This is a genomic window from Streptomyces sp. NPDC048255, from assembly GCF_040652415.1.
Classification (GTDB): Bacteria; Actinomycetota; Actinomycetes; order Streptomycetales; family Streptomycetaceae; genus Streptomyces.
This window is the reverse complement of sequence record NZ_JBEZMA010000013.1, coordinates 35,901-56,707: the sequence shown is the minus strand read 5'-3', so window position 1 is coordinate 56,707 and position 20,807 is coordinate 35,901. Positions and strand designations below refer to the sequence as shown.

Sequence of the window (20,807 nt, the reverse complement as noted above, 5' to 3'; positions counted from 1 at the left end):
CAGATCATGAAATAGGTGACATGTCTGCCCCCGCCCTCCGACGCGCCCTGACGACCCGTCGTATCGGGTGGACGGCAGCCGCGTTCGCCGCGCTGATATGCGCGGTGCTGCTCTCCCTCGCCGTCGGCGCGCGGCCCGTGCCGCCCTCCGAGGTCTGGGACGCCCTCTTCCGCGGCGCGAGCGGCCCCGATGCCGAGGTGGTGCGGACCCTGCGGGTCCCCCGCACCCTCGTCGCCCTGATGGTAGGGGCGGGCCTGGCCCTCGCCGGCACCGCCCTCCAGGGCATCACCCGCAACCCGATCGCCGACCCCGGCATCCTCGGCATCAGCCAGGGCGCCGGGGTCGCGGTCGTCTGCGCCATCGCCTTCGCCGGGGTGCACACCCTCAACGGGTACGTGTGGTTCGCCTTCGCCGGGGCGGCGGCCGCCTCCATCGCCGTGTACGCCGTCGCCTCCGGCGGGCGCGGCGGCGCGACCCCCGTGAAGCTGGCGCTCGGCGGGGCCGCGATCAACGCCCTGCTGGTGTCGGTCACCACGGCGGTGCTGACGACGAAGGCCCGGGCGCTGGACGAGTTCCGCTTCTGGCAGGTCGGCTCGGTGGCCGGCCGGGACCTGGAGGTCGTCCACCAGATCTGGCCCTTCCTGCTGATCGGCGCCGTGCTGGTGCTCTCCGTGGCCCGCGGGCTCGACGCCCTCGCGCTCGGCGAGGACGTGGCCAAGGGGCTCGGCCAGAACGTGGCCGCCGTACGGATCGTCGGCGGCCTGGGGGCCACCGTGCTGACCGGCGCCGCCGTCGCGGCGGCCGGGCCGGTCGCCTTCATCGGCCTCGCGGTCCCGCACATCGCGCGCGCCGTCGTCGGCGGCGACCACCGCTGGGTGCTGCCGATGGCCCTGCTGATCGGTCCGGTGATGCTGCTGGTCGCGGATGTGATCGGGCGGGTCGTGGTGCCGCCCGGCGAGGTCCCGGCCGGGGTGATGACGGCCCTGATCGGGGTGCCGTTCCTGGTCACGCTGGTCCGCCGGAAGGCGGTCGCCGCATGAGCGCCCCCTCCCCCTCGGTCCCGGCAAGGACCTCCTCCCCCTCGGCCCCTGCAGGGGCCTCCCGCGCCGTGCCCTACGGCTACCGGCTGCTGCGGGCCGGCGGCCGGGGCTCGTTCCTGCTGCACCGCCGGGCGGCTCTCGTGGCGGCGGTCCTCACCGTCCTGCTGGCCGGGACCTGCGTCGCGTACCTGTCCCTCGGCGAGTCCACCGTCGCGCCCGGCGAGGTCGTCAAGGTGCTCCTCGGGCAGCCCTCGCCGGACGAGCTGGTCGTCGGCACGCTGCGGCTGCCCCGGCTGACGGTCGGACTGCTCGTCGGCCTCGCCTTCGGGGTCGCGGGCGCGCTGATCCAGACCGTGGCCCGCAATCCGCTGGCCTCCCCCGACATCATCGGGATCAGCCAGGGCGCCAGCGCGGTCACGGTGGCCGCGCTGACCTTCGGACTGACCTCGTACGCCGTCCTCCCCTACCTGTCCGTGCTCGGCGGTGTCCTCGCGGCCGTGCTGGTCTACGTCTTCGCGTGGCGCGGCGGTCTGCACGCGGCCCGGTTCGTCCTCATCGGCATCGGCTTCGCCATCGCGCTGAAGTCGGTGACCACCCTGCTGATGACCAAGGGCGATTACCTCGTCGCCCAGCAGGCGCAGATCTGGATGACCGGATCCCTCAACGGCCGCGGCTGGGACGTGGCCGCACCCCTGGCGTGGGTGCTGCTGCTCCTGCTGCCCGGCGTGCTGTGGGCGGCGCGGGCGCAGCGCACCGTCTCCCTCGACGACGACACGGCCACCGCGCTCGGCGTCCGCCTGGGCCGGGTCCGGCTCGGGCTCATCGCCCTCGGCGTCGTCCTGGCGTCGGTGGCCACGGGAGCCGCCGGGCCCGTGGACTTCGTCGCGCTGCTCGCACCGCAGATCGCGCGGCGCATGACGCGGACCGCGCAGATCCCGCTGCTGTGCTCGGCACTGACGGGCGCCGTGATCGTGGTGTCCGCCGATCTCCTGGCGCGCAGGCTGCTGTCGCCGACCGAACTCCCCGTGGGCGTGCTGACCGCCGCCGTCGGGGCCCCGTACCTGATCTGGCTGATCGTCCGCAGCCGTACTGGAGGCAAGTCTTGAGCGCCGCGAGCCGGCTTTCCGCGAGCGCGCTGACGCTCGCCTACGAGGACCGCGTGGTCGTACGGGACCTCGACCTGGCCGTCCCCGACGGCAAGGTGACAGTGATCGTCGGCCCGAACGCGTGCGGCAAGTCCACCACGCTGCGCGCGCTGGGCCGGCTGCTGAAGCCGAGGTCCGGCGCGGTGCTGCTGGACGGGGCGGCGCTGTCCTCCCTGCCCACCCGGCAGATCGCCCGGGCCATCGGGCTGCTCCCGCAGTCCCCGGTGGCCCCGGAGGCGATCACGGTGGCGGACCTGGTGGCGCGCGGACGCCAGCCGCACCAGCACTGGTGGCAGCAGTGGTCGCAGGCCGACGAGCGGGCCGTGGTCGACGCCATGGCCCGTACCTCGGTGTCGGACCTCGCGGACCGGCCGGTGGACGCCCTGTCGGGCGGGCAGCGCCAGCGCGTCTGGATCGCCATGGCGCTGGCCCAGGACACGGACCTGCTGCTGCTGGACGAGCCGACGACCTTCCTGGACATCGCCCACCAGGTGGAGGTCCTGGACCTGGTCCGCCAGCTCAACCACGAACGCGGCCGCACGGTCGTCGCCGTCCTCCACGACCTGAACCAGGCGGCCCGCTACGCCGACCATCTGGTGGCGATGAAGGCGGGCCGCGTGGTCGCCGAGGGCCCCCCGTCGGCGGTGGTCACCGCCGACCTGGTCCGCGAGGTCTTCGGCCTCGACTCGATCGTCATACCCGACCCGGTCACCGGCTCCCCGCTGGTCGTCCCGACCGCCCCCTGGTCCGCCCCGACGACCTGACACCGGCCCGCCGGCCCGGCGGTGACCACAGGGTGAGACCTTCGCATTCGTGCTCAACCTTTTCCGTGCGGCAGCGCTCAGGACAGGGACGAGAGACACGAATTGAAGGGGAGGGCGGATGCCGCCAGGCACCGAGCACGACTTCGAGGCCTTTGCCCGGGCCAGTCAGCGCCGGCTGTACCGGACCGCGTACCTGCTGTGCGGGAACGCGGACGGCGCACGCGATCTGACCCAGACGACCCTCGCGAAGCTGTTCCAGCACTGGCGGCGGGTGTCCGCCGCCGACCATCCCGAGGCGTACGCCAGGACCGTGCTGACCCGCACCTTCCTCGCCGAGCGAAGACGACGGCTGCGGGACCTGCTGGCCCACACGCACGCCGACCCGCCGCCCGGGCCCGAGCACGCCGAGCTGCGCGTCACCCTGCTCGCCGCACTGGCCGCGCTGCCGCCGCGGGCCCGGGCCATGGTCGTCCTGCGCTACTGGGAGGACCTGAGCACCGAGACGGTCGCCCAACTGCTGCGGTGCAGCGAGGGAACGGTCAAGAGCCAGTGCTCGCGCGCCCTCGCGAAGCTGCGCACGCAGCTCGGCGAGGCCCACATCTACGCCACCGAGAGCTGAGGAGACGTCATGGGCACCAACGAACACCCCACGGACGACGACAGGGCCGCCCGGCTCCTCCGGGAGGCGATGGACCGTACGACCGAGGAACTGCCCCCGCTGCCCGACCTGGCGGGCCCGGCCCGCGTCCAGGGCCGGCGCCGCCGGGCGCGCCTGCGGGCGGCGATCGGCGGCGGGGTGCTGGCCGTCGCCGTGCTCGGCGTGGCCGGGGCCGCCGCGCTGCCGGCCGGCTCCGGGGAGGCCTCCGGGGTGAGCGAGGTGGCGGCCGCGCCCTCGGCCTCGGCGCCCGCGCAGCCCGCGCCGTCGTCCTCCGGCCCGCCGCCGCCGGTCCACATCGAACCGAGCCCGGGCGAGTCCTCGATGGCCCAGCTGCCGCCCGCCGAGCGGATCCGGCAGGAGAGCTTCCAGGACCAGGCCGTCACCGTGCTCCAGGACCTGCTGCCCGAGTCGGTCGGCACCGTGCAGCGGACCGACCTCACGGTGAGCCAGTACCAGGCCACGAAGGACGGCGCCAAGTTCGTCGTCATCTTCTCGGTCCGCCCCACGAGAGGGCCGGGTGACGGCCCGCGGCCCTGCCTCGAGATCAAGGGGCATACCTGCAAGAAGGCCACCCTGCCCGGCGGCATCGAGGCCACCGCGGCCACCAGCCCCGAGGGCGACGGCACGGCCACCGTGGCCCAGGTCTCCTTCCGCTACGGCGCCAGCAACGTCCTGCTGTCCATCCGCCCCGAGTCCGGCACCACGGTCCCGGCACCCGTCACGAAGGACCAACTCCTGGAGGTCGCCAAGTCCCCCGCCTTCCTGGGCCTGGTCAAAACGGCCGACAGCAACCCGATGGAGGGGAAGCAGACCATCATCCACGGCGGCTGACGCACGATCTTCCAGCCCCGCCGCACCCTCCAAACCCGCCGCACCCTCCAGCCTCGCCGCACCCTCCAGCCCCGCCGCACCCTCCAGCCCCGCCGGCGATTGAGGCGCGGGGTCCGGGGCGGAGCCCCAGGGCACTTGAGCCCCGCCGGCGATTGAGGCGCGGGGTCTGGGGCGGAGCCCCAGGGCACTTGAGCCCCGCCGGCGATTGAGGCGCGGGGTCCGGGGCAGCGCCCCAGGGCACTTGAGCCCCGCCGGCGATTGAGGCGCGGGGTCCGGGGCAGCGCCCCGGGAGCCGACCCGCAGGCGGGGAGAGTCGGCCGGACCGGAGGTCAGCGGCGGCGCCCCGGGAGGCCGGCCCGCACGTGGGGAGGGGCCGGCCGGACCGGAGGTCAGCGGCGGCGGGCCCGCCACACCAGGTACGCCGCAGAGGCAAGGGCCGCGCCCCGCAGCAGCCACGGCCACATCCCCGTCAGCGCCCCGCTGAGCTGGTCCTCGGCCAGGGTCTCGCCCCATTTGCCGTTCATCCGGCCCCACAGCCACACCACCGCCCCCGCGACGACCACGCCCGGCGGCCCGAAGACGGCCCACTTCCGCTCGGCCGGGGCCAGCAGGCGCGAGGCGTAGGGGAGCAGCCAGCCGACGACGAGGAGCAGCCAGTAGCCGCTGATCACGCCGACGACGAGGACGGCCGCTGCGAGGAGCAGGAAGGCGTTCGGCCGGGGCCTGGCCGCAGCGGCCGCAGCGGCCGCCTCCGGCGCGGGCTTCGCCTCCTGCGCTTCCTGCCTCGCCCGCCGACGCTCGCGCAGGAACCGTACGAGGGTCCGCCCGCGCTCCCCGGCGGAAGCCGGATCGGAAGCCGGAGCCCCCGGCCCCGGGTCCTCCGCCTTCTCCTTCTCCCGCCCCTCCTCGTACAGGTCCGGGATCTCGATGCCGCCCGCGAAGCCCTCCACCTGCGGCCCCGCCCCGTACGGCCCGGGGGCGACGCGCCACCAGTCGGGTTCGGCCCCGCCGGAGGGGCCGAGTTCGTCGAGCCCGGCCAGGTGCGGCGGCACGTTCACCGGCTCCGCCGCCGGACGCGGCTCGGGCGTGCTCCGGCGGCGCAGGCGGCCCGGCCCGCGCTGGGTGGGCACGGCCGGGGCGGGGCCGGGATCGGGGGCCGCCGCCGAAGGGGTTCCGGTGGCCGCGAGGGTGTCCAGTACCTCCTCGGGGGTGCCGATCCGGTCCAGGATGCGGCGTACGGCGGCCGGGGTCTCTGGTTCGTACTTGGCGCGCCGACGGTCGATCTCGTCCCGCAGCCCCGCCACCAGCCGCATCCGGTCGCCCGAGGACAGCTGCCGCCGCTGCGCCAAGTCCCCGACGCGGCTCAGATATTCGTAGACCAGGTGGTCGCTCTCGATCCCCATGCCCCGGCTCCTCCCGTACCGCCTGCCGGAACCGTAGCGCGTGCGCCCGTGGAGCGGTCCCGGGCTCAGCGGATACCGTTGGCCGGATGGGGACCGGCCGACTGACCGGCCGACGCGACCAGGAGGCGACTGTGCCTGAGGCAAGCACTGCTGCGGGAAGTGCGGGGGCGGGTACGGGCCGAAGTACGGCCGGTGCCACGGGCGCAGGCGCCCACCGTTCCCTCGCCGAGGCCCTGCGCTCCCGCGACGACGCGGGCCTCGCCGCCCTGCTGCGGGCCCGCCCCGACCTGATCAGCCCGGTACCGGGCGACATGACCCAGCTGGCCACCCGCGCCGGGACCCGCGCCTCGGTCGTCCGGGCACTGGACCGCCTCGACCGGTTCGCGTTGCAGACCGCCGAGGCCCTGGCGGTGGCTCCCGAACCGTGCCCGTACCCCGTGCTGGAGGCGCTGCTCACCGGCCACCTCGGCGAGGACACCGGCGGCGGCCCGGCCCGCGCCGCGCTCCCCCGCGCCCTGGGGACCCTGCGCGACCAGGCCCTCGTGTGGGGCGACGGGGACCGGCTGCGGCTGGTCCGCACCGCCCGCGAGCTGCTCGCGCCCTCGGCGCAGCGCCCCTCCCCGACCGGGCTGGGGCCCACCGTCGCCGAGGCCACGGCCGGGATGTCGCCGACCCGGATCCAGGAGATCGTGCTGGCCGCCGGGCTGCCCGCCACCCATGACCCGGTGTCCGCGGTGAGCGCGCTGACCGCCCTGTTCACCGACCCGGACCGGATGTCCGCCCTGCTCGACGAGGCCCCGGCGGAGGCCCACCAGGTGCTGGGGCGGCTCGTGTGGGGGCCGCCGTACGGGGAGGTCACCCCGCATCCGACGCCTCCGGTGCGCTGGCTGCGCGACCGGGGCCTGCTGCTGCCCGCCACCGCGCGGACGGTCGTCCTGCCCCGCGAGGTGGCACTGCACCTGCGCGGCGGCCTCGCGCACCGGGACACCGCGCCGCTGCCCCCGCCGGTGACCGCGCACCGCGAGCACCGTCCACAGCTTGTGGACGCGAACGCCGCCGGGCAGGCGCTGGCCGCGCTGTCCACCGTCGAGGAGCTGGTGAAGTCCTGGGAGCACGCCGGTCCGCCGGTGCTGCGGGCGGGCGGGCTCTCCGTACGGGATCTGAAGCGGGCGGCCGCCACCCTGGACACCACCGAGGCCTCAGCCTCCTTCTGGATCGAACTCGCCTACGCGGCCGGGCTGCTGGCCAGCGACGGCGAGGCCGACGAGCGGTACGCGCCCACCCCCGCCTTCGACGACTGGTGCGAGCTGCCGCCCCCCGAACGGTGGTCGGCGCTCGCCGCGGCCTGGCTGCCCGCCACCCGCACGGCCGGCCTGGTCGGCGAGCAGGACGCCAAGGGCCGCACCCTGTCCACGCTCGGCGCCGACCTCGACCGCTCCGCCGCCCCCGAGGTGCGCCGCCGCGTCCTGGAACTCCTCGCCGCCCTGCCCGAGGGCGCCTCCGCCGACCCGGACGTGCTGCTGGAGCGGCTCGCCTGGGAGCGTCCCGTACGCGGTACGAGCGACCTGCGCGCCCGCCTCGCGCAGTGGACCCTGGCCGAGGCGGAGGTCCTCGGCGTCACCGGCCGCGGCGCGCTCAGCGCCTTCGGCCGGGCCCTGCTGGAACACCGCGACCCGGCGCCGCTGCTGGCCCCGCTGCTCCCGGAGCCGGTGGACCACGTGCTGCTCCAGGCCGACCTGACGGCCGTGGCCCCCGGCCCGCTGCGCCGCCCGCTCGGCGACACCCTGGCGGTGCTGGCCGACGTGGAGTCCAAGGGCGGGGCGACGGTGTACCGCTTCACGCCCGGGTCGGTGCGCCGCGCCCTGGACGCCGGGCACGCCGCCGCCGACCTGCACGCCTTCCTCAAGGAGCACAGCCGCACCCCGGTCCCGCAGCCCCTCACGTACCTCATCGACGACGTGGCCCGGCGCCACGGGCACCTGCGGGTCGGCGCGGCGTCCTCGTACGTCCGCTGCGACGACGACGCGATGCTGGGCGAGATCCTGGCCGACAAGCGCTCGGCCGGGCTGGGGCTGCGCCGCCTCGCGCCGACGGTGCTGGCCGCGCAGGCCGAACCCACCGTCCTGCTCGACGGGTTGCGGGCGATGGGGTACGCGCCAGCCGCGGAGTCCCGTACCGGCGACGTCCTGGTGTCCCGCGCCGACGCCCACCGCACTCCGGCCCGCACCGCGCCCGCCCCGGTCCCGGACGGCCCGCCGGTCCCGGACGCGACGCTGCTGGCGGCGGCCGTACGGGCCATCCGCGCGGGCGACCTGGCGGCGACGGCGGTCCGCAAGGAGCCCGCGGCGGCGACGGGCGCGCCGGGCGAACTCCCGCGCACGAGCGCGGCGGAGACCCTGGCGACGGTGCAGGCGGCCGCGCTGACCGGGTCGGCGGTGTGGATCGGCTACGTCAACGCGGAGGGCGCGGCGAGCCAGCGCGTCATCGCCCCGGTCCGCGTCGAGGGCGGCTTCGTCACCGGCTACGACCACACGGCGGACGAGGTCCGCACGTACGCCCTGCACCGCATCACGGGAGTCGCCGAACTGGCGGACGAACACCTCTGACGACTCCAGCCCCGAGCCAATTCCAGCGCCGCCGCAAAATCCAGCCCCGCCGCAAAATCCAGCCCCTCCGGCGTTTGAGGAGCGGGGTCCGGGGCAGCGCCCCGGCAACGGCGCCGCACCCGCCAGGAAAACCGCTGGCGGGCCCGACCCTCCGCCCCCGACCCTTGGCCCATGCAAGAACAGCCACCCACCCGCCAGATCCGCGCCACGCACACCGAAACCACGCTCACCGTCTACCAGGCGTACTCCCCCTCGCTCGGGCTGCCGGCCGCCGGCACCGGCCGGTTCCCGCCCGCCTGGAAGCGCGAGCGGATGACGTGGATCAAGCCCTCGTTCCTGTGGATGATGTACCGCTGCGGCTGGGCCACCAAGACCGGCCAGGAGACGGTGCTCGCGGTCGAGATCACCCGCGAGGGCTTCGACGCGGCCCTGCGCGGGGCCTGCCTCTCCCACTACGCCCGCGGCGTCCACCCGGACCGCACGGCCTGGCAGCGGGCGCTGCGCGAGAGCTCGGCCCGCGTCCAGTGGGACCCGGAGCGCGACCTGCACCTGAACCCGCTGCCGTACCGCTCGCTCCAGCTGGGCCTGTCCGGCCCGGACTCAGGGGCGTACGCCGACGAGTGGACCGTCTCCATCCGCGACGTCACCCCGCTGGTCCGGGAGATCCACGGGCTGCTCCGCCGCGGCGAGGCCGGGGCCGCGCGCGCCCTGCTGCCCGTGGAAACCCCGTACCCGGCAGGCCCCTTGGCTCACCTCGGGGCGTAGTCGATCCGCCCGGCCTCGAAGGGCCACGCCTCGGCGAGCCAGCGGGTGACCGCGGCGTGCAGCGGGGCGTCGAGCGCGGCCCGGTCGGCGCGCACCCACGAGCTCACGTGGACCCGCTCCGGGTCCTCCTTGCCCGGGTAGACGTACAGGCAGCCGATGACCTCGTCGGCCCCCTCCAGCACCGCGTACGCGAATCCGCGCCGCCCGGTGAAGTCCCGGACGTGCTGCTCCAGATCGGCCAGGTTCGCCTCGGCGGACATGCCCTCCGGCGGCGGCCAGCACTGCGTCTCGAACCCGGGCGTGGCCCTGATGTGCGCGATGCTGCTGCTCCAGGCGGCGAGGTCGCCCTCGTTGTGCGCGACCCCGAGCGGCTCCAGCCGGAAGCCGTCGCCCGCCAGACCGGCCGGCACCTCGAACCCGTCGGGCACGAAACGCTCTCCGCCTCCGTCCTCCGCGTCCTCCCCGTCCTCTCCGGCCGGTTTCAGGCCGGCCTCGAGGTCGATGAAGGGCACGCTGTCCCCGGGCAGCAGATAGCGCTCCACCTCGGTGAAGCCGCGCGCCAGCGCGAACCGCAGCCCCTGCGCGTTGGACTCCAGCACCACCGTCCGGATCCGCTCGGCCCCCAGCTCCCGCGCCTGCGCCAGCCCGTGCGCGTACAGCAGGCTGCCGAAGCCCCGCTCCCGGTGCTCGGGCAGGATGCGCGCGATCACGGTCGCCACCGGCGTCCCGTCAACGGGCGGGCGCACGGTCATGCAGCCCACCAGCACGTCCCCGACGTACGCGACGTCCAGCCGGTGCCGCCCCGCGCGCTCGCGGACCTCGTCGGCGGAGAGCGGGTCCGTGGGAATGATCAGGTTGTGGACGTACCGCCAGTCCCGCTGCCCGGCCTCGCCGTCCACCCGTTCGACACGAAGATCAACCATCGCTCCAGGCAACCCGCCCCGGCCCGCCCCGTCAACCGTCCGGCCGGCAGTAGACGTCACTTGGGTCCGGTCACCGCCCCACGGCGTCTGCGCCGGCGGGTCAGGCCAGGTGCCGGAGCTTGTCGGGGTTGCGGATGACCCGGATCTCGGTGATCCGGCCGTTCTCGACCTCTGCGCAGGCGACGGTGTCCGGCCGTCCGGCCGTGGTGAGCAGCAGGCCTGGCCGGCCGTTGACGTCGACGGCCACGAGGCTCGGGGCCTCCATCGGCTGGGCGAGCACGGCCGCGAGGAAGCGGGCCACGTTCTCGGCGCCGTGCAGCGGGCGCAAGGCTGCCTTGACCTTTCCGCCGCCGTCGTTCCACGCGGTGACGTCGGGGGCGAGCAGTTCCAGCATGCGGTTCAGGTCGCCCCCGAGGCAGGCGGCGAGAAACTCGTCGGTGACCTGGCGCCTCACCTCGGCCGGGGTCGCGTAGCGCGGCCGGCGTGCCTCGACGTGCGACTTGGCGCGGGAACCGACCTGGCGTACCGAGGTCTCGGTGCGGTCGAGCGTCTCGGCGATCTCCCGATACGAGAAGCCGAAGACCTCCTTGAGTACGAAGACCGCCCGCTCCAGAGGTGAGAGGCTCTCCAGAACCACCAGCATGGCGAGCGACACCGACTCGGCCAGCTCCACGTCCCCGGCGGCGTCCGGCACGGTGACCAGCGGCTCGGGCAGCCAGGGGCCGACGTACTGCTCGCGCGTGACGGCGGCCGAACTCAGCCGGTTGAGCGCGAGGTTGGTGATCGTACGGGCCAGGTAGCCGCGCGGGTTGGCGACCTCGCCGGACACCTGGCTGCAGCGGAGCCAGGTGTCCTGGACCAGGTCCTCGGCGTCCGCGACGCTGCCGAGCATCCGGTAGGCGATGCCGAAGAGCATCGACCGGTGCTGTTCGAAGACGGCGATCTCGATCATGTGCGCGACGGTACCGCGCAGGTCTCGGAGAAGCCCTGGCTGGTCAGGCCGAAGGCGCTGTTCATCCGGGAGCGCCAGTTCTCCAGGGCGACCATGGCGGTGAGTTCCACGAAGGCAGCCTCGCCCAGCTGCCCGAGCAGTGCTTCAGCGAGTCCGTCGGTGACGCGGGGCTCGGTCTCGGTCATGGCCTCGGCGTACTCCATGACCTGGAGTTCCAGCTCGGTGAAGGCCTCGCGGTGGTCCCGCCACTGCGGCACCCGGGAGATCTTGTCGAGCGACAGGCCGAGTTCGCTGCCTTCCCAGTGGCCGAAGTCCATGCACCAGGAGCAGTTGATCCGGGCGGCAGTGGCCATCACGGCGAGATGTCTCAGGGCCGGCTCCAGCGCGTTCCACTTGGCGACGGAGCGCTCCAGCTTGACGTAGGTGAGCAGGACCTTCTGGTTGTGGCCGATCGCGAGCCCGGGGTCGAGCACCTGGCCGTACACCCGCCGGGAGTACCAGGACCCGATGCGGTTCAGCAGGGTACGGGGCGGGGTGAGCGAGATGCGGGCGGTCATTTCGGGCCTCCGGGCTTCGGGATGGATGCTTCTGGAGGTAGGACAGGACAGCTGCCGGGAATGTGACATCAGAGTCCTGTTGCCGGGCGGGCCGAGCCGGAGGGGGCGATACCCGGTAGGAGCTGACCGGGGGCATGTCCGGACCCCTGTCCCGGGTGACCCCAGGGAGCGCCGGGTTCCCTGCCACTCGGGCGTACGGCACACTGGAGGTTTGACCTGAGTGAAACGGGGCGCTGCGCGTGAATGGTCCACTTATCGTCCAGAGCGACAAAACCCTCCTGCTCGAGGTCGACCACGAGCTCGCCGGTGCCGCGCGGCGGGCCATCGCGCCCTTCGCCGAGCTGGAGCGTGCCCCCGAGCACATCCACACCTACCGGATCACCCCGCTCGGCCTGTGGAACGCCCGGGCCGCCGGGCACGACGCCGAGCAGGTCGTCGACGCGCTCGTCGAGTACTCCCGCTACCCCGTCCCGCACGCGCTGCTCGTCGACGTCGCCGAGACCATGGCGCGCTACGGCCGCCTCACCCTCTCCAAGCACCCCGTGCACGGGCTGGTCCTGACCAGCACCGACCGGCCGGTGCTGGAGGAGATCCTGCGGTCCAAGCGGATCGCCCCGCTCGTCGGGGCGCGGCTCGACCCCGACACGGTGGCCGTGCACCCCTCCGAGCGCGGGCAGATCAAGCAGACCCTGCTCAAGCTGGGCTGGCCGGCCGAGGACCTCGCCGGGTACGTGGACGGCGAGGCGCACCAGATCGACCTCGTCGAGGACGGCTGGGCCCTGCGCCCGTACCAGCAGCAGGCCGTCGAGGGCTTCTGGCACGGCGGCTCCGGTGTGGTCGTGCTGCCCTGCGGCGCGGGCAAGACCCTGGTGGGCGCCGGGGCCATGGCGATGGCGAAGGCGACCACGCTGATCCTCGTCACGAACACCGTCTCGGCCCGCCAGTGGAAGCACGAGCTGGTCAAGCGGACCTCGCTCACGGAGGACGAGATCGGCGAGTACTCCGGCACCCGCAAGGAGATCCGGCCCGTCACGATCGCCACGTACCAGGTCCTCACGACGAAGCGGAAGGGTGTCTACCCGCACCTGGAGCTCTTCGACTCCCGCGACTGGGGCCTGATCCTCTACGACGAGGTGCACCTGCTGCCCGCGCCGGTGTTCAAGTTCACCGCCGACCTCCAGGCCCGCCGCCGCCTCGGCCTCACCGCGACCCTCGTACGGGAGGACGGCCGCGAGTCCGACGTCTTCTCCCTCATCGGGCCGAAGCGGTTCGACGCGCCGTGGAAGGAGATCGAGGCGCAGGGCTACATCGCGCCGGCGGACTGCGTGGAGGTCCGCGTGAACCTCACCGAGTCGGAGCGCCTCGCGTACGCGACCGCCGAGACGGAGGAGAAGTACCGCTTCTGCGCGACGACGGCGACGAAGCGGAAGGTCACGGAGGCGCTGGTGCGCAAGCACCAGGGCGAACAGACCCTCGTCATCGGCCAGTACATCGACCAGCTCGACGAGCTCGGCGAGCACCTGGACGCCCCCGTCATCAAGGGCGAGACCTCCAACGCGCAGCGCGAGAAGCTCTTCAACGCCTTCCGCGAGGGCGAGATCAGCGTGCTGGTCGTGTCGAAGGTCGCGAACTTCTCCATCGACCTGCCCGAGGCCACGGTCGCCATCCAGGTGTCCGGCACCTTCGGCTCCCGCCAGGAGGAGGCACAGCGTCTGGGCCGCGTCCTGCGCCCGAAGGCGGACGGGCACGAGGCGCGGTTCTACTCGGTCGTCGCGCGCGACACGATCGACCAGGACTTCGCCGCGCACCGCCAGCGCTTCCTGGCCGAACAGGGCTACGCCTACCGGATCATGGACGCCGACGAGCTGCTGGCGGCGGACTGACGGACCGGGTGGCCGAGGACTACGCTGGCCACATGACGCACCAGGAGATCTACGAGGTCCTCTTCACGGAGTCGGCGGGCCGCGATCGTGACCGGCTGGAACCCGCGCGCCGCGCCTCCTTCGACAAGGCACTCGAAATCCTGGCCCGTGATCCGTACACCGAGCTCTCGCGGCCGATAGGAGCAGGCGAGCAGGACCGCGAGATCCGGCTCACGTCACAGATCGTGGCCGAATACATGGTGTCGCGCGGGCGCCTGTTGCTCGTGGTCCTGCGGGTCTTCGACGACGCGGACATCCTCCTTCCGGAGGGGTGAGGCGGCGGCCGGGCGCCGGATCCCGCCGAGGGGAGGTGTCGGCCCCACCGGGAAGTCAGCGGCGTATGACGCCCGCCTCCTCGGCGTACTCACCCAGCACGACGACGCTCACGGCGGCAGCCGCGAAGACCTTCGCGGCGCGCAGCACGCCGCCGAAGCCGGTGCGGGAACGGGAGTCGGAGACAGCGGTGGCGCCGCGCGGGCGGCCGCCCTGGATCGGGGTGAAGGTTGCGGTGCTCATGGATCCATGGTGCGTTTCCGCCCCCGCCCGGCACATCGCCCTGGGGGCGGAACCCCGAGGCCCCCGGCGTCCTCCTCCCGGCCCATACCGTCCCCTAGGGCCCCTACCCGGGTCTGACACTCCCCGGTATGAGACGCCCGCCACCCGTACGGAGTCCGGTACGAGGTCTGCGACGAGGGCTGCGACGTGGTCCGGTACGGCGGACCCGTACCGGAGGGACTTCCGTGGCCCCGTAATCCGTTCGCGCGGCCCGTCCGCGCTGGCTAGAATCTCCGCTCTTGCCGCCTCCCGCCGCACATCCGGGGAGAGCCGCCCGCCGGTCGGCAACCGGCGGGCCGTCTGTTTCGCACCCAGCAGCTGGAGGCAGTCCCGTGCCCGCGCACGCCCCCGACACCGACACCGACACCGCGCCCCACGACCCGGACCCGCTCGCCCGCGAGCGCGCGCACCTCGCCGCTTCCCGCTCCGCGCTCCGCGCCATGCGCGAGGACGTCGAGTCCCTCGACATCCGCGACGTCACCGCGAACTGGGTCAACGCGATCGTCCTCCAGGCCCAGATCGACGACCGCATCAAGGCCCTCGCCGACCTCACCCACACCCCGCTCTTCTTCGGCCGCCTGAACTACCTGCACGCGCCGGGCGCGGACCTCGCCGAGGGCGGGGACGGCGAGCAGTTCTACATCGGCCGCCGGCACGTCCACGACGCCGGCGGCGACCCGATGGTCATCGACTGGCGCGCGCCCGTCTCCCAGCCGTTCTACCGGGCCTCCAAGGCCGACCCGCAGGACGTCGCCCTGCGCCGCCGCTTCGGCTACACGGGCGGCGAGCTGACGGCGTACGAGGACGAGCACCTCTCCGACCCCTCAGAGGCGGCGGCCGTCAGCAAGCTGCTCCAGCAGGAGATCGAGCGCCCGCGCGTCGGCCCCATGCGGGACATCGTCGCGACGATCCAGCCGGAGCAGGACGAGATCGTGCGCTCCGGCCTGTCCGGTTCGGTGTGCGTCCAGGGAGGTCCCGGCACCGGGAAGACGGCCGTCGGCCTGCACCGCGTCGCCTACCTCCTCTACGCGCACCGCGACCGCCTCGCCCGCACCGGGACCCTGGTCATCGGGCCGAACCGTTCCTTCCTCCACTACATCGAGCAGGTCCTGCCCGCCCTGGGCGAGCTGGAGGTCCAGCAGGCCACCGTGGACGACCTGGTCGCCCGCGAGGGCCTGGAGGTGCGCGGCTCCGACACGGCCGAGACCGCCGTCGTCAAGGGCGACGCCCGGATGGCGGAGGTGCTGCGCCGCGCGGTCCGCTCGCACGTCACCCTGCCCACCGAGGCGCTGATGGTGGTCCGCGGCTCGCGCCGCTGGCGCGTTCCCGCGTACGAGCTGGAGGAGCTCGTCACGCAGCTCCTCGACCGGGACATCCGCTACGGCGCGGCCCGCGAGGCCCTCCCCCAGCGGATCGCGCACTCGGTGCTCGTACGGATGGAGCAGGCGGGCGAGGCGCCGGACGACCGGGTGCAGGACGCGGTGGCCCGCAGCGCGGCGGTGAAGGCGGCCGTCAAGGAGATGTGGCCGCCGGTGGACCCGGCGAAGCTGGTCCTGAGGCTGCTGTCGGACCCCGACTTCCTCGCGCTGCACGCGGCGGACGTCCTCACGGCCGACGAGCAGAAGCTCCTGCTGTGGACGAAGCCCTTCCGGAGCGTGAAGTCGGCGAAGTGGTCGGCGGCGGACCTGGTCCTCGTCGACGAGGCGGCCGACCTGGTGGAACGCACCCACTCCCTCGGCCATGTGGTCCTCGACGAGGCCCAGGACCTGTCCCCGATGCAGTACCGGGCGGTGGGGCGGCGCTGCACGACGGGTTCGGCGACGGTACTGGGCGACCTGGCGCAGGGCACGACCCCGTGGGCCACCCGCAGCTGGGACGAGGCGCTGACCCACCTGGGGAAGCCGCAGGCGGTGGTGGAGGAGCTGACGGCGGGCTTCCGCGTACCGCGCGAGGTGATCGCCTACGCCTCCCGCCTGCTGCCGTCGATCTCGCCGGGGCTGGCCCCGGTGTCCTCGGTCCGCGAGACCCCGGGCTCACTGCGGATCGAGCCGATCGCGCAGACCGCGGACCTGACGGCGGCGGTGATCGCGGCCTGCCGCGAGGCCCTGACCCACGAGGGCTCGGTCGGCCTGATCGCGGCCGACGCCCGTATCCCGACCCTGGCGGAGGCCCTGCGGGCGGCGGACCTGCCGTACCTCGCGCCGGGCGAGGAGACGACGGCGGAGGCCCGGCTGACGCTGGTGCCGGCGTCGCTGGCGAAGGGCCTGGAGTACGACTACGTGGTGCTGGACGAGCCCGCGGCGGTAGTCGACGGCGAACCGGACGAACGCACCGGCCTGCGCCGGCTCTACGTCTGCCTCACCCGAGCCGTCTCCGGCCTCACCCTCGTCCACGCGGCCGCCCTCCCCGCGGCCCTGACCTGACCCTTGGGGCAAGCGCCCCCCGGGGCTCCGCCCCGGCCCGCCCTGACGGGCCCGCCCCTGCGGCACCGCTGCCGGGGCGGAAACTCCCCTACGGCACCGCTGCCGGGGGCTCCGCCCCCGGACCCCCGCGCCTCAATCGCCGGCGAGGCTGTATTTGCCGACGCCGTCCCCCGGCAAGCCAAATCCCCCCGAGCCGGGGCCAATTCCAGCCCCGCCGGCATTTGAGGCGCGGGGTCCGGGGCGGAGCCCCAGCAGCGGCGCCGCACACCCAGCCCCGCCGGCGCTTGAGGCACGGGGTCCGCGGCGGAGCCCCAGCAGCGGCGCCGCACACCCAGCCCCGCCGGCGCTTGAGGCACGGGGTCCGCGGCGGAGCCCCAGCAGCGGCGCCGCATACCCAGCCCCGCCGGCGTTTGAGGCGCGGGGCCTGGGGCGGAGCCCCAGCAGCGGCGCCGCGGGTAAGGCCCGGGCCGGGGCCCAGCCACATCCAGCCCCGCCGGCGTTTGAGGCGCGGGGCCTGGGGCGGAGCCACAGGGGCGGCGGCGCAAACCCCGGCCCGGCCGCCGGCTCAGGCCAGCGCGGCCCGCCAGTCGGCGACAGCCCCGGCCGAGACGGGCCGCCCCCACCCCGCCGGCCGCGCCGCCCCACCGATGTGGAACGCGTCGATGCCCGCCCCGCGCAGCACCGCCAGGTGCCCCAGCGTCAGCCCGCCGCCGACCAGCATCCGCGCCCCGTACCCCGGCTCACCCCTCCGCGCCGCCTCCGCCAGGAGCACCGGCAGGCCTTCGTCCACCCCGGCCGCCGAGCCGGCCGTCAGGAACGTGTCCAGCCCGGGCAGGTCCGCGAGCGCCTTGCGCAGGCCGTCCCGGTCCGCCGCGCGGTCGATGGCCCGGTGGAAGGTCCACCGGCAGCCGTCCAGCTCCGCCACGACCGCCTCGACGGCTTCGAGGTCGGGGCTGCCGTCCGGGTTCAGGAAGCCGAGGACGAACTCGTCCGCGCCCTCGGCCCGCAGCGCCCGCGCCTCCGCGAGGAGCACGGCGAGCTGCCCGGCGTCACCGGCCGCGAAGCCGTCGGCCTTGCGGAGCATCACGCGCAGCGGGATGTCGACCGCCGCCCTGATCGCCGCGAAGGTCTCGCGCGGCGGGGTGAGCCCGTCGGCGGCCATGTCGGTGACCAGTTCGAGTCGGTCCGCCCCACCGGCCTGGGCCGCGACCGCGTCCTCCACGTCGAGGGCGATCACCTCCAGGAGCGCACGGTTGCTCATTCGATCCCATCCTTCGGAAAGCAGCTCATGTGGCCCATACGGCGATATGGCCAGTATGGAAAATAGGTCTAGTCCAATATCCAGGGTACGGGCCTCCGCCCCGGCTCCACCAGCACAATCACGCCACCCCCACAATGTGCGCATGGACACAGGCGCCCCGCACACCGACACCAAGGCCCTCCACGCCCGTTGGCGGGCCACCGTCGCCGCGGCCACGGCCACCACCGAACACAGCACGACCCCCGGGACCCCCGACCCCGCCCCCTACGCCGACCGCCTCCTCACCGCCTGGGCGGAACCGCAGCGCCGCTACCACACCACCGCGCACCTGACCGACGTACTCCTGCGCATCGACCTGCTGGAGCAGTACGCCGCCGACCCCGCCGCCGTCCGGCTCGCCGCCTGGTTCCACGACGCCGTCTACCGCCCCGACCGCTCCGAGAACGAGGAGCGCAGCGCCGCCCTCGCCGAGCGCGCCCTGCCCGAGCTCGGCGTCGACCCCGCTCGCACCGCCGAGGTGGCCCGGCTGGTCCGGCTGACCGTCACCCACGACCCCGCTCCCGGCGACACCAACGGCGAGGTGCTCTGCGACGCCGACCTGGCGGTCCTGGCCGGCGCCCCCGAGGCCTACGCCGCATACGCCGCCGCCGTCCGCGCCGAGTACGGCTTCGTCCCCGACGACGCCTTCCGCACCGGCCGCGCCGCCGTACTGCGCCAGCTTCTCGACCTGCCGCGCCTCTTCCGCACCCCGTACGCCGTCACGCAGTGGGAGGCCCCGGCCCGCGCCAACCTCGCCGCGGAACTCGACTCACTCCTGTCGCACACGTAACAGCCGTACGGGGAATTTGATCGCGTTCGCCATGGTTGGTGACGGACATGCCCGAAGCCGCCGCTCGCCCCCGCATGCCCGTCGCCGTCTACGTCCTCGGCCTGTCCGTCTTCGCACTGGGCACCAGCGAGTTCATGCTGTCCGGGCTGCTGCCACCCATCGCCGACGACATGGGCGTGACCATCCCGCAGGCGGGCCTGCTGATATCCGCCTTCGCGATCGGCATGGTCGTCGGGGCGCCGCTGCTGGCCGTGGCCACCCTGCGGCTGCCGCGCCGCACCACCCTGATCTCGCTGATCAGCCTCTTCGGCCTCGGGCAGGTCGCGGGCGCGCTGGCCCCCACCTACGAGCTCCTCTTCGCCTCCCGCGTGGTCTCGGCCCTCGCCTGCGCCGGGTTCTGGGCCGTCGGCGCGGCCGTCGCCATCGCCATGGTCGAACGCAACCAGCGGGCCCGCGCGATGGCCGTCATGATCGGCGGCCTGTCCATCGCGAACGTCCTCGGCGTCCCCGCCGGAGCCTTCCTCGGCGAGCACCTCGGCTGGCGCTCCGCGTTCTGGTCGGTCGGCGCGGCCTCCGCGGTCGCCCTCGTCGGCATCCTCTTCCTGGTCCCGAAGATCCCGCTGCCCGCGCAGAAGCCCCGGCTCGGGCGGGAGCTGAGCATCTACCGCGACCGGCAGGTGTGGCTGGCCATCGTCATCACGGCCCTGGCCGCGGGCGGCGTCTTCTGCGCCTTCAGCTACCTGTCCCCGCTGCTCACGGACGTGGCGGGGCTGGACTCCCAGTGGGTCCCGTGGATCCTCGGCCTCTTCGGCATCGGCGCGCTGGCCGGCACCACCCTCGGCGGCCGGGTGGCCGACGCGCACCTGTTCGGCGTGCTGCTCTGGGGCATCACCGCCTCGACGGTCTTCCTGACGGCCCTCGCCCTCCTCGCCTCCGCGCAGGCGGCGGCGATCGCCCTGTCCTTCCTGCTCGGCTTCTCCGCCTTCTTCACCGCCCCGGCGCTCAACGCCCGCATGTTCAACGTCGCCGGCGCGGCCCCGACCCTGGCGGGCGCCACCACCACGGCCGCCTTCAACCTCGGCAACACCGGCGGCCCCTGGCTGGGCGGCACGGTCATCGACGCGGGCCTGGGCTACGCCGCCACCGCCTGGGCGGGCGCGGCCATGACCGTCGCCGCCCTCGGCCTCACCGCGGTCGCCCTGCGCCTGGACCGCCGTACGCCGCCCCGCGCGACCCGCGTGATCACCTCGCACACGGCCACCGCGGTACAGGAGCCCGCGCGCGCCTGAACCGGCGGGCGTGCGGGAAGGGCCCCCGGGCCGTGCCCCGCACGCACCTACGGGAGGCGGCGCACCTACGGGAAGGGGCGGCCCTTCGGGCGGCGCAGGCCCGCCTGCGTGAGGCGGCGGACGAGTTCCTTGCTGCCGATCTCCACCGCGCCCGCGCCGACCGCGGCCGCGTACCGGTGCGAGGGCACGTCGTAGTGGTCGCGTTCGAAGGCGCGCGGCGGGCAGCCTATGCCCGCCGCGAAGGCGTGCAGCTCCTCGTACGAGACGTCGCTGACCAGGTGCGACCACATGCGGCCGTGGCCCGGCCAGGTCGGCGGGTCGATGTAGAGGGTCACCGGCCGAGGACCGCGCCGAGGGCGCCCACCGCTGCCACCTTCACGCCCGCCTCCGAGCACACCCAGTGCGGGTCGGGTCCGAGTTCCGGCTCCACGTCCAGCGCGTGCGGGTCGCCGTGCGAGCAGACCGGGCACAGCGGCCAGCGCCCGTACTTCTCCAGCAGTGCGTCCTTCACGTCCTGGGCGACGAGTCCGGCGAGGTAGTCGACCCCCTCCGGCCACTGCTCCACCCACCACCGGCGGTGCGTGACCGAGTCCTCGACGAGGGAGACGACATCGGCTTCGGCGACCTCACCGGCAGCGAGGTCGGCGAGAACAAGTGCACGGGCGACATGCAGCGCCTGTTCCAGGGGGGTCGCGTGGTCCATGCGCCCATTGTGACCCCGTACGGCCCAACGGGAGAAGGTCCCTTCCATACCGGGACGTATGGCTTCTTGACGCCCGGCCACCTCTGAAAATAGGTTTCAGGCGTGAGCGAGAACGCGAAAGAAACTTTCACCGCGCGCAAGCGGAGCACCCCGCCCCCGGGCACGACGCACCCCGCCCCGA

General features: G+C 74.2%; 19 protein-coding genes and 1 pseudogene. 12 read left to right on the top strand and 8 right to left on the bottom strand.

The window, feature by feature from the left end:
* Nucleotides 1-20 precede the first annotated feature (20 nt).
* From AB0D94_RS13645 to AB0D94_RS13625, 5 genes are all read left to right on the top strand, one after another.
* A complete protein-coding gene (locus tag AB0D94_RS13645) occupies nt 21-1,040 on the top strand; it encodes an iron ABC transporter permease (protein ID WP_362050510.1) in 1,020 nt (339 codons plus the stop codon).
* On the top strand, nt 1,037-2,146 hold the full coding sequence (locus AB0D94_RS13640; protein ID WP_362050507.1) for an iron ABC transporter permease: 1,110 nt from the start codon (nt 1,037-1,039) through the stop codon (nt 2,144-2,146). The genes AB0D94_RS13645 and AB0D94_RS13640 overlap by 4 nt, the downstream gene beginning before the upstream one ends.
* Nucleotides 2,143-2,949: an ABC transporter ATP-binding protein gene (locus AB0D94_RS13635; RefSeq protein WP_362050504.1), complete on the top strand. Its 807-nt coding sequence runs from the start codon at nt 2,143-2,145 to the stop codon at nt 2,947-2,949. The genes AB0D94_RS13640 and AB0D94_RS13635 overlap by 4 nt, the downstream gene beginning before the upstream one ends.
* 118 nt (nt 2,950-3,067) lie before the next feature.
* Nucleotides 3,068-3,568: a SigE family RNA polymerase sigma factor gene (locus tag AB0D94_RS13630; protein WP_362050501.1), complete on the top strand. Its 501-nt coding sequence runs from the start codon at nt 3,068-3,070 to the stop codon at nt 3,566-3,568.
* 9 nt (nt 3,569-3,577) lie between these two features.
* On the top strand, nt 3,578-4,438 hold the full coding sequence (locus AB0D94_RS13625; protein WP_362050498.1) for a hypothetical protein: 861 nt from the start codon (nt 3,578-3,580) through the stop codon (nt 4,436-4,438).
* Between the two features lie 389 nt (nt 4,439-4,827).
* Here the strand turns inward: AB0D94_RS13625 and AB0D94_RS13620 are convergent, their stop codons facing one another.
* Nucleotides 4,828-5,841, bottom strand: a complete 1,014-nt coding sequence (locus AB0D94_RS13620; protein ID WP_362050495.1) for a hypothetical protein — start codon at nt 5,839-5,841, stop codon at nt 4,828-4,830.
* Between the two features lie 233 nt (nt 5,842-6,074).
* Between AB0D94_RS13620 and AB0D94_RS13615 the strand changes: the two genes are divergently transcribed.
* Nucleotides 6,075-8,447, top strand: coding sequence for a helicase-associated domain-containing protein (locus tag AB0D94_RS13615; protein ID WP_362050780.1), 2,373 nt, complete (start codon nt 6,075-6,077; stop codon nt 8,445-8,447).
* 171 nt (nt 8,448-8,618) lie between these two features.
* Complete coding sequence (locus tag AB0D94_RS13610; RefSeq protein WP_362050492.1) at nt 8,619-9,212, top strand: DUF4291 domain-containing protein; 594 nt, start codon at nt 8,619-8,621, stop codon at nt 9,210-9,212.
* Nucleotides 9,213-9,706: 494 nt separating this feature from the next.
* Here AB0D94_RS13610 and AB0D94_RS13605 read toward each other — a convergent pair.
* The 3 genes and pseudogenes from AB0D94_RS13605 to AB0D94_RS13595 form a co-directional block, all read right to left on the bottom strand.
* Nucleotides 9,707-10,135, bottom strand: a pseudogene (locus AB0D94_RS13605) (GNAT family N-acetyltransferase); the annotation flags it as partial.
* 100 nt (nt 10,136-10,235) lie between these two features.
* Entirely contained in the window at nt 10,236-11,087 is an 852-nt protein-coding gene (locus AB0D94_RS13600; RefSeq protein WP_362050489.1) for an RNA polymerase sigma-70 factor, read from the bottom strand.
* Nucleotides 11,084-11,644, bottom strand: coding sequence for a carboxymuconolactone decarboxylase family protein (locus AB0D94_RS13595; protein WP_362050486.1), 561 nt, complete (start codon nt 11,642-11,644; stop codon nt 11,084-11,086). Before AB0D94_RS13595 ends, AB0D94_RS13600 begins: the two co-directional genes overlap by 4 nt.
* A gap of 239 nt (nt 11,645-11,883) precedes the next feature.
* Here AB0D94_RS13595 and AB0D94_RS13590 point away from each other — a divergent pair, with 239 nt between their 5' ends.
* On the top strand, nt 11,884-13,527 hold the full coding sequence (locus tag AB0D94_RS13590; RefSeq protein ID WP_362050483.1) for a DNA repair helicase XPB: 1,644 nt from the start codon (nt 11,884-11,886) through the stop codon (nt 13,525-13,527).
* A gap of 32 nt (nt 13,528-13,559) precedes the next feature.
* Nucleotides 13,560-13,841: a hypothetical protein gene (locus AB0D94_RS13585; protein ID WP_361759156.1), complete on the top strand. Its 282-nt coding sequence runs from the start codon at nt 13,560-13,562 to the stop codon at nt 13,839-13,841.
* Between the two features lie 55 nt (nt 13,842-13,896).
* Here AB0D94_RS13585 and AB0D94_RS13580 read toward each other — a convergent pair whose 3' ends face one another.
* Nucleotides 13,897-14,082, bottom strand: a complete 186-nt coding sequence (locus AB0D94_RS13580) for a hypothetical protein (protein WP_362050478.1) — start codon at nt 14,080-14,082, stop codon at nt 13,897-13,899.
* A 371-nt stretch (nt 14,083-14,453) separates the two neighbouring features.
* Between AB0D94_RS13580 and AB0D94_RS13575 the strand changes: the two genes are divergently transcribed.
* Complete coding sequence (locus AB0D94_RS13575; RefSeq protein ID WP_362050475.1) at nt 14,454-16,544, top strand: AAA family ATPase; 2,091 nt, start codon at nt 14,454-14,456, stop codon at nt 16,542-16,544.
* 565 nt (nt 16,545-17,109) lie between these two features.
* Here AB0D94_RS13575 and AB0D94_RS13570 read toward each other — a convergent pair.
* Entirely contained in the window at nt 17,110-17,805 is a 696-nt protein-coding gene (locus tag AB0D94_RS13570) for a copper homeostasis protein CutC (protein ID WP_362050472.1), read from the bottom strand.
* Nucleotides 17,806-17,947: 142 nt separating this feature from the next.
* Between AB0D94_RS13570 and AB0D94_RS13565 the strand changes: the two genes are divergently transcribed.
* Both AB0D94_RS13565 and AB0D94_RS13560 read left to right on the top strand, forming a co-directional pair.
* Nucleotides 17,948-18,634, top strand: a complete 687-nt coding sequence (locus AB0D94_RS13565) for a hypothetical protein (protein ID WP_362050468.1) — start codon at nt 17,948-17,950, stop codon at nt 18,632-18,634.
* 74 nt (nt 18,635-18,708) lie between these two features.
* On the top strand, nt 18,709-19,923 hold the full coding sequence (locus tag AB0D94_RS13560; RefSeq protein WP_362050777.1) for a Cmx/CmrA family chloramphenicol efflux MFS transporter: 1,215 nt from the start codon (nt 18,709-18,711) through the stop codon (nt 19,921-19,923).
* A 65-nt stretch (nt 19,924-19,988) separates the two neighbouring features.
* Here the strand turns inward: AB0D94_RS13560 and AB0D94_RS13555 are convergent, their stop codons facing one another.
* Nucleotides 19,989-20,258: a DUF4031 domain-containing protein gene (locus AB0D94_RS13555; RefSeq protein WP_362050465.1), complete on the bottom strand. Its 270-nt coding sequence runs from the start codon at nt 20,256-20,258 to the stop codon at nt 19,989-19,991.
* On the bottom strand, nt 20,255-20,626 hold the full coding sequence (locus tag AB0D94_RS13550) for a hypothetical protein (protein WP_362050462.1): 372 nt from the start codon (nt 20,624-20,626) through the stop codon (nt 20,255-20,257). Before AB0D94_RS13550 ends, AB0D94_RS13555 begins: the two co-directional genes overlap by 4 nt.
* Between the last annotated feature and the right edge of the window lie 181 nt (nt 20,627-20,807).

Coding starts and splice junctions, on each gene's coding strand:
- AB0D94_RS13645 (WP_362050510.1), top strand. CDS start 21: ATGTCTGCCCCCGCCCTCCGACGCGCCCTGACGACCCGTCGTATCGGG.
- AB0D94_RS13640 (WP_362050507.1), top strand. CDS start 1,037: ATGAGCGCCCCCTCCCCCTCGGTCCCGGCAAGGACCTCCTCCCCCTCG.
- AB0D94_RS13630 (WP_362050501.1), top strand. CDS start 3,068: ATGCCGCCAGGCACCGAGCACGACTTCGAGGCCTTTGCCCGGGCCAGT.
- AB0D94_RS13625 (WP_362050498.1), top strand. CDS start 3,578: ATGGGCACCAACGAACACCCCACGGACGACGACAGGGCCGCCCGGCTC.
- AB0D94_RS13620 (WP_362050495.1), bottom strand. CDS start 5,841: ATGGGGATCGAGAGCGACCACCTGGTCTACGAATATCTGAGCCGCGTC.
- AB0D94_RS13610 (WP_362050492.1), top strand. CDS start 8,619: ATGCAAGAACAGCCACCCACCCGCCAGATCCGCGCCACGCACACCGAA.
- AB0D94_RS13600 (WP_362050489.1), bottom strand. CDS start 11,087: ATGATCGAGATCGCCGTCTTCGAACAGCACCGGTCGATGCTCTTCGGC.
- AB0D94_RS13595 (WP_362050486.1), bottom strand. CDS start 11,644: ATGACCGCCCGCATCTCGCTCACCCCGCCCCGTACCCTGCTGAACCGC.
- AB0D94_RS13585 (WP_361759156.1), top strand. CDS start 13,560: ATGACGCACCAGGAGATCTACGAGGTCCTCTTCACGGAGTCGGCGGGC.
- AB0D94_RS13580 (WP_362050478.1), bottom strand. CDS start 14,082: ATGAGCACCGCAACCTTCACCCCGATCCAGGGCGGCCGCCCGCGCGGC.
- AB0D94_RS13570 (WP_362050472.1), bottom strand. CDS start 17,805: ATGAGCAACCGTGCGCTCCTGGAGGTGATCGCCCTCGACGTGGAGGAC.
- AB0D94_RS13565 (WP_362050468.1), top strand. CDS start 17,948: ATGGACACAGGCGCCCCGCACACCGACACCAAGGCCCTCCACGCCCGT.
- AB0D94_RS13560 (WP_362050777.1), top strand. CDS start 18,709: ATGCCCGTCGCCGTCTACGTCCTCGGCCTGTCCGTCTTCGCACTGGGC.
- AB0D94_RS13550 (WP_362050462.1), bottom strand. CDS start 20,626: ATGGACCACGCGACCCCCCTGGAACAGGCGCTGCATGTCGCCCGTGCA.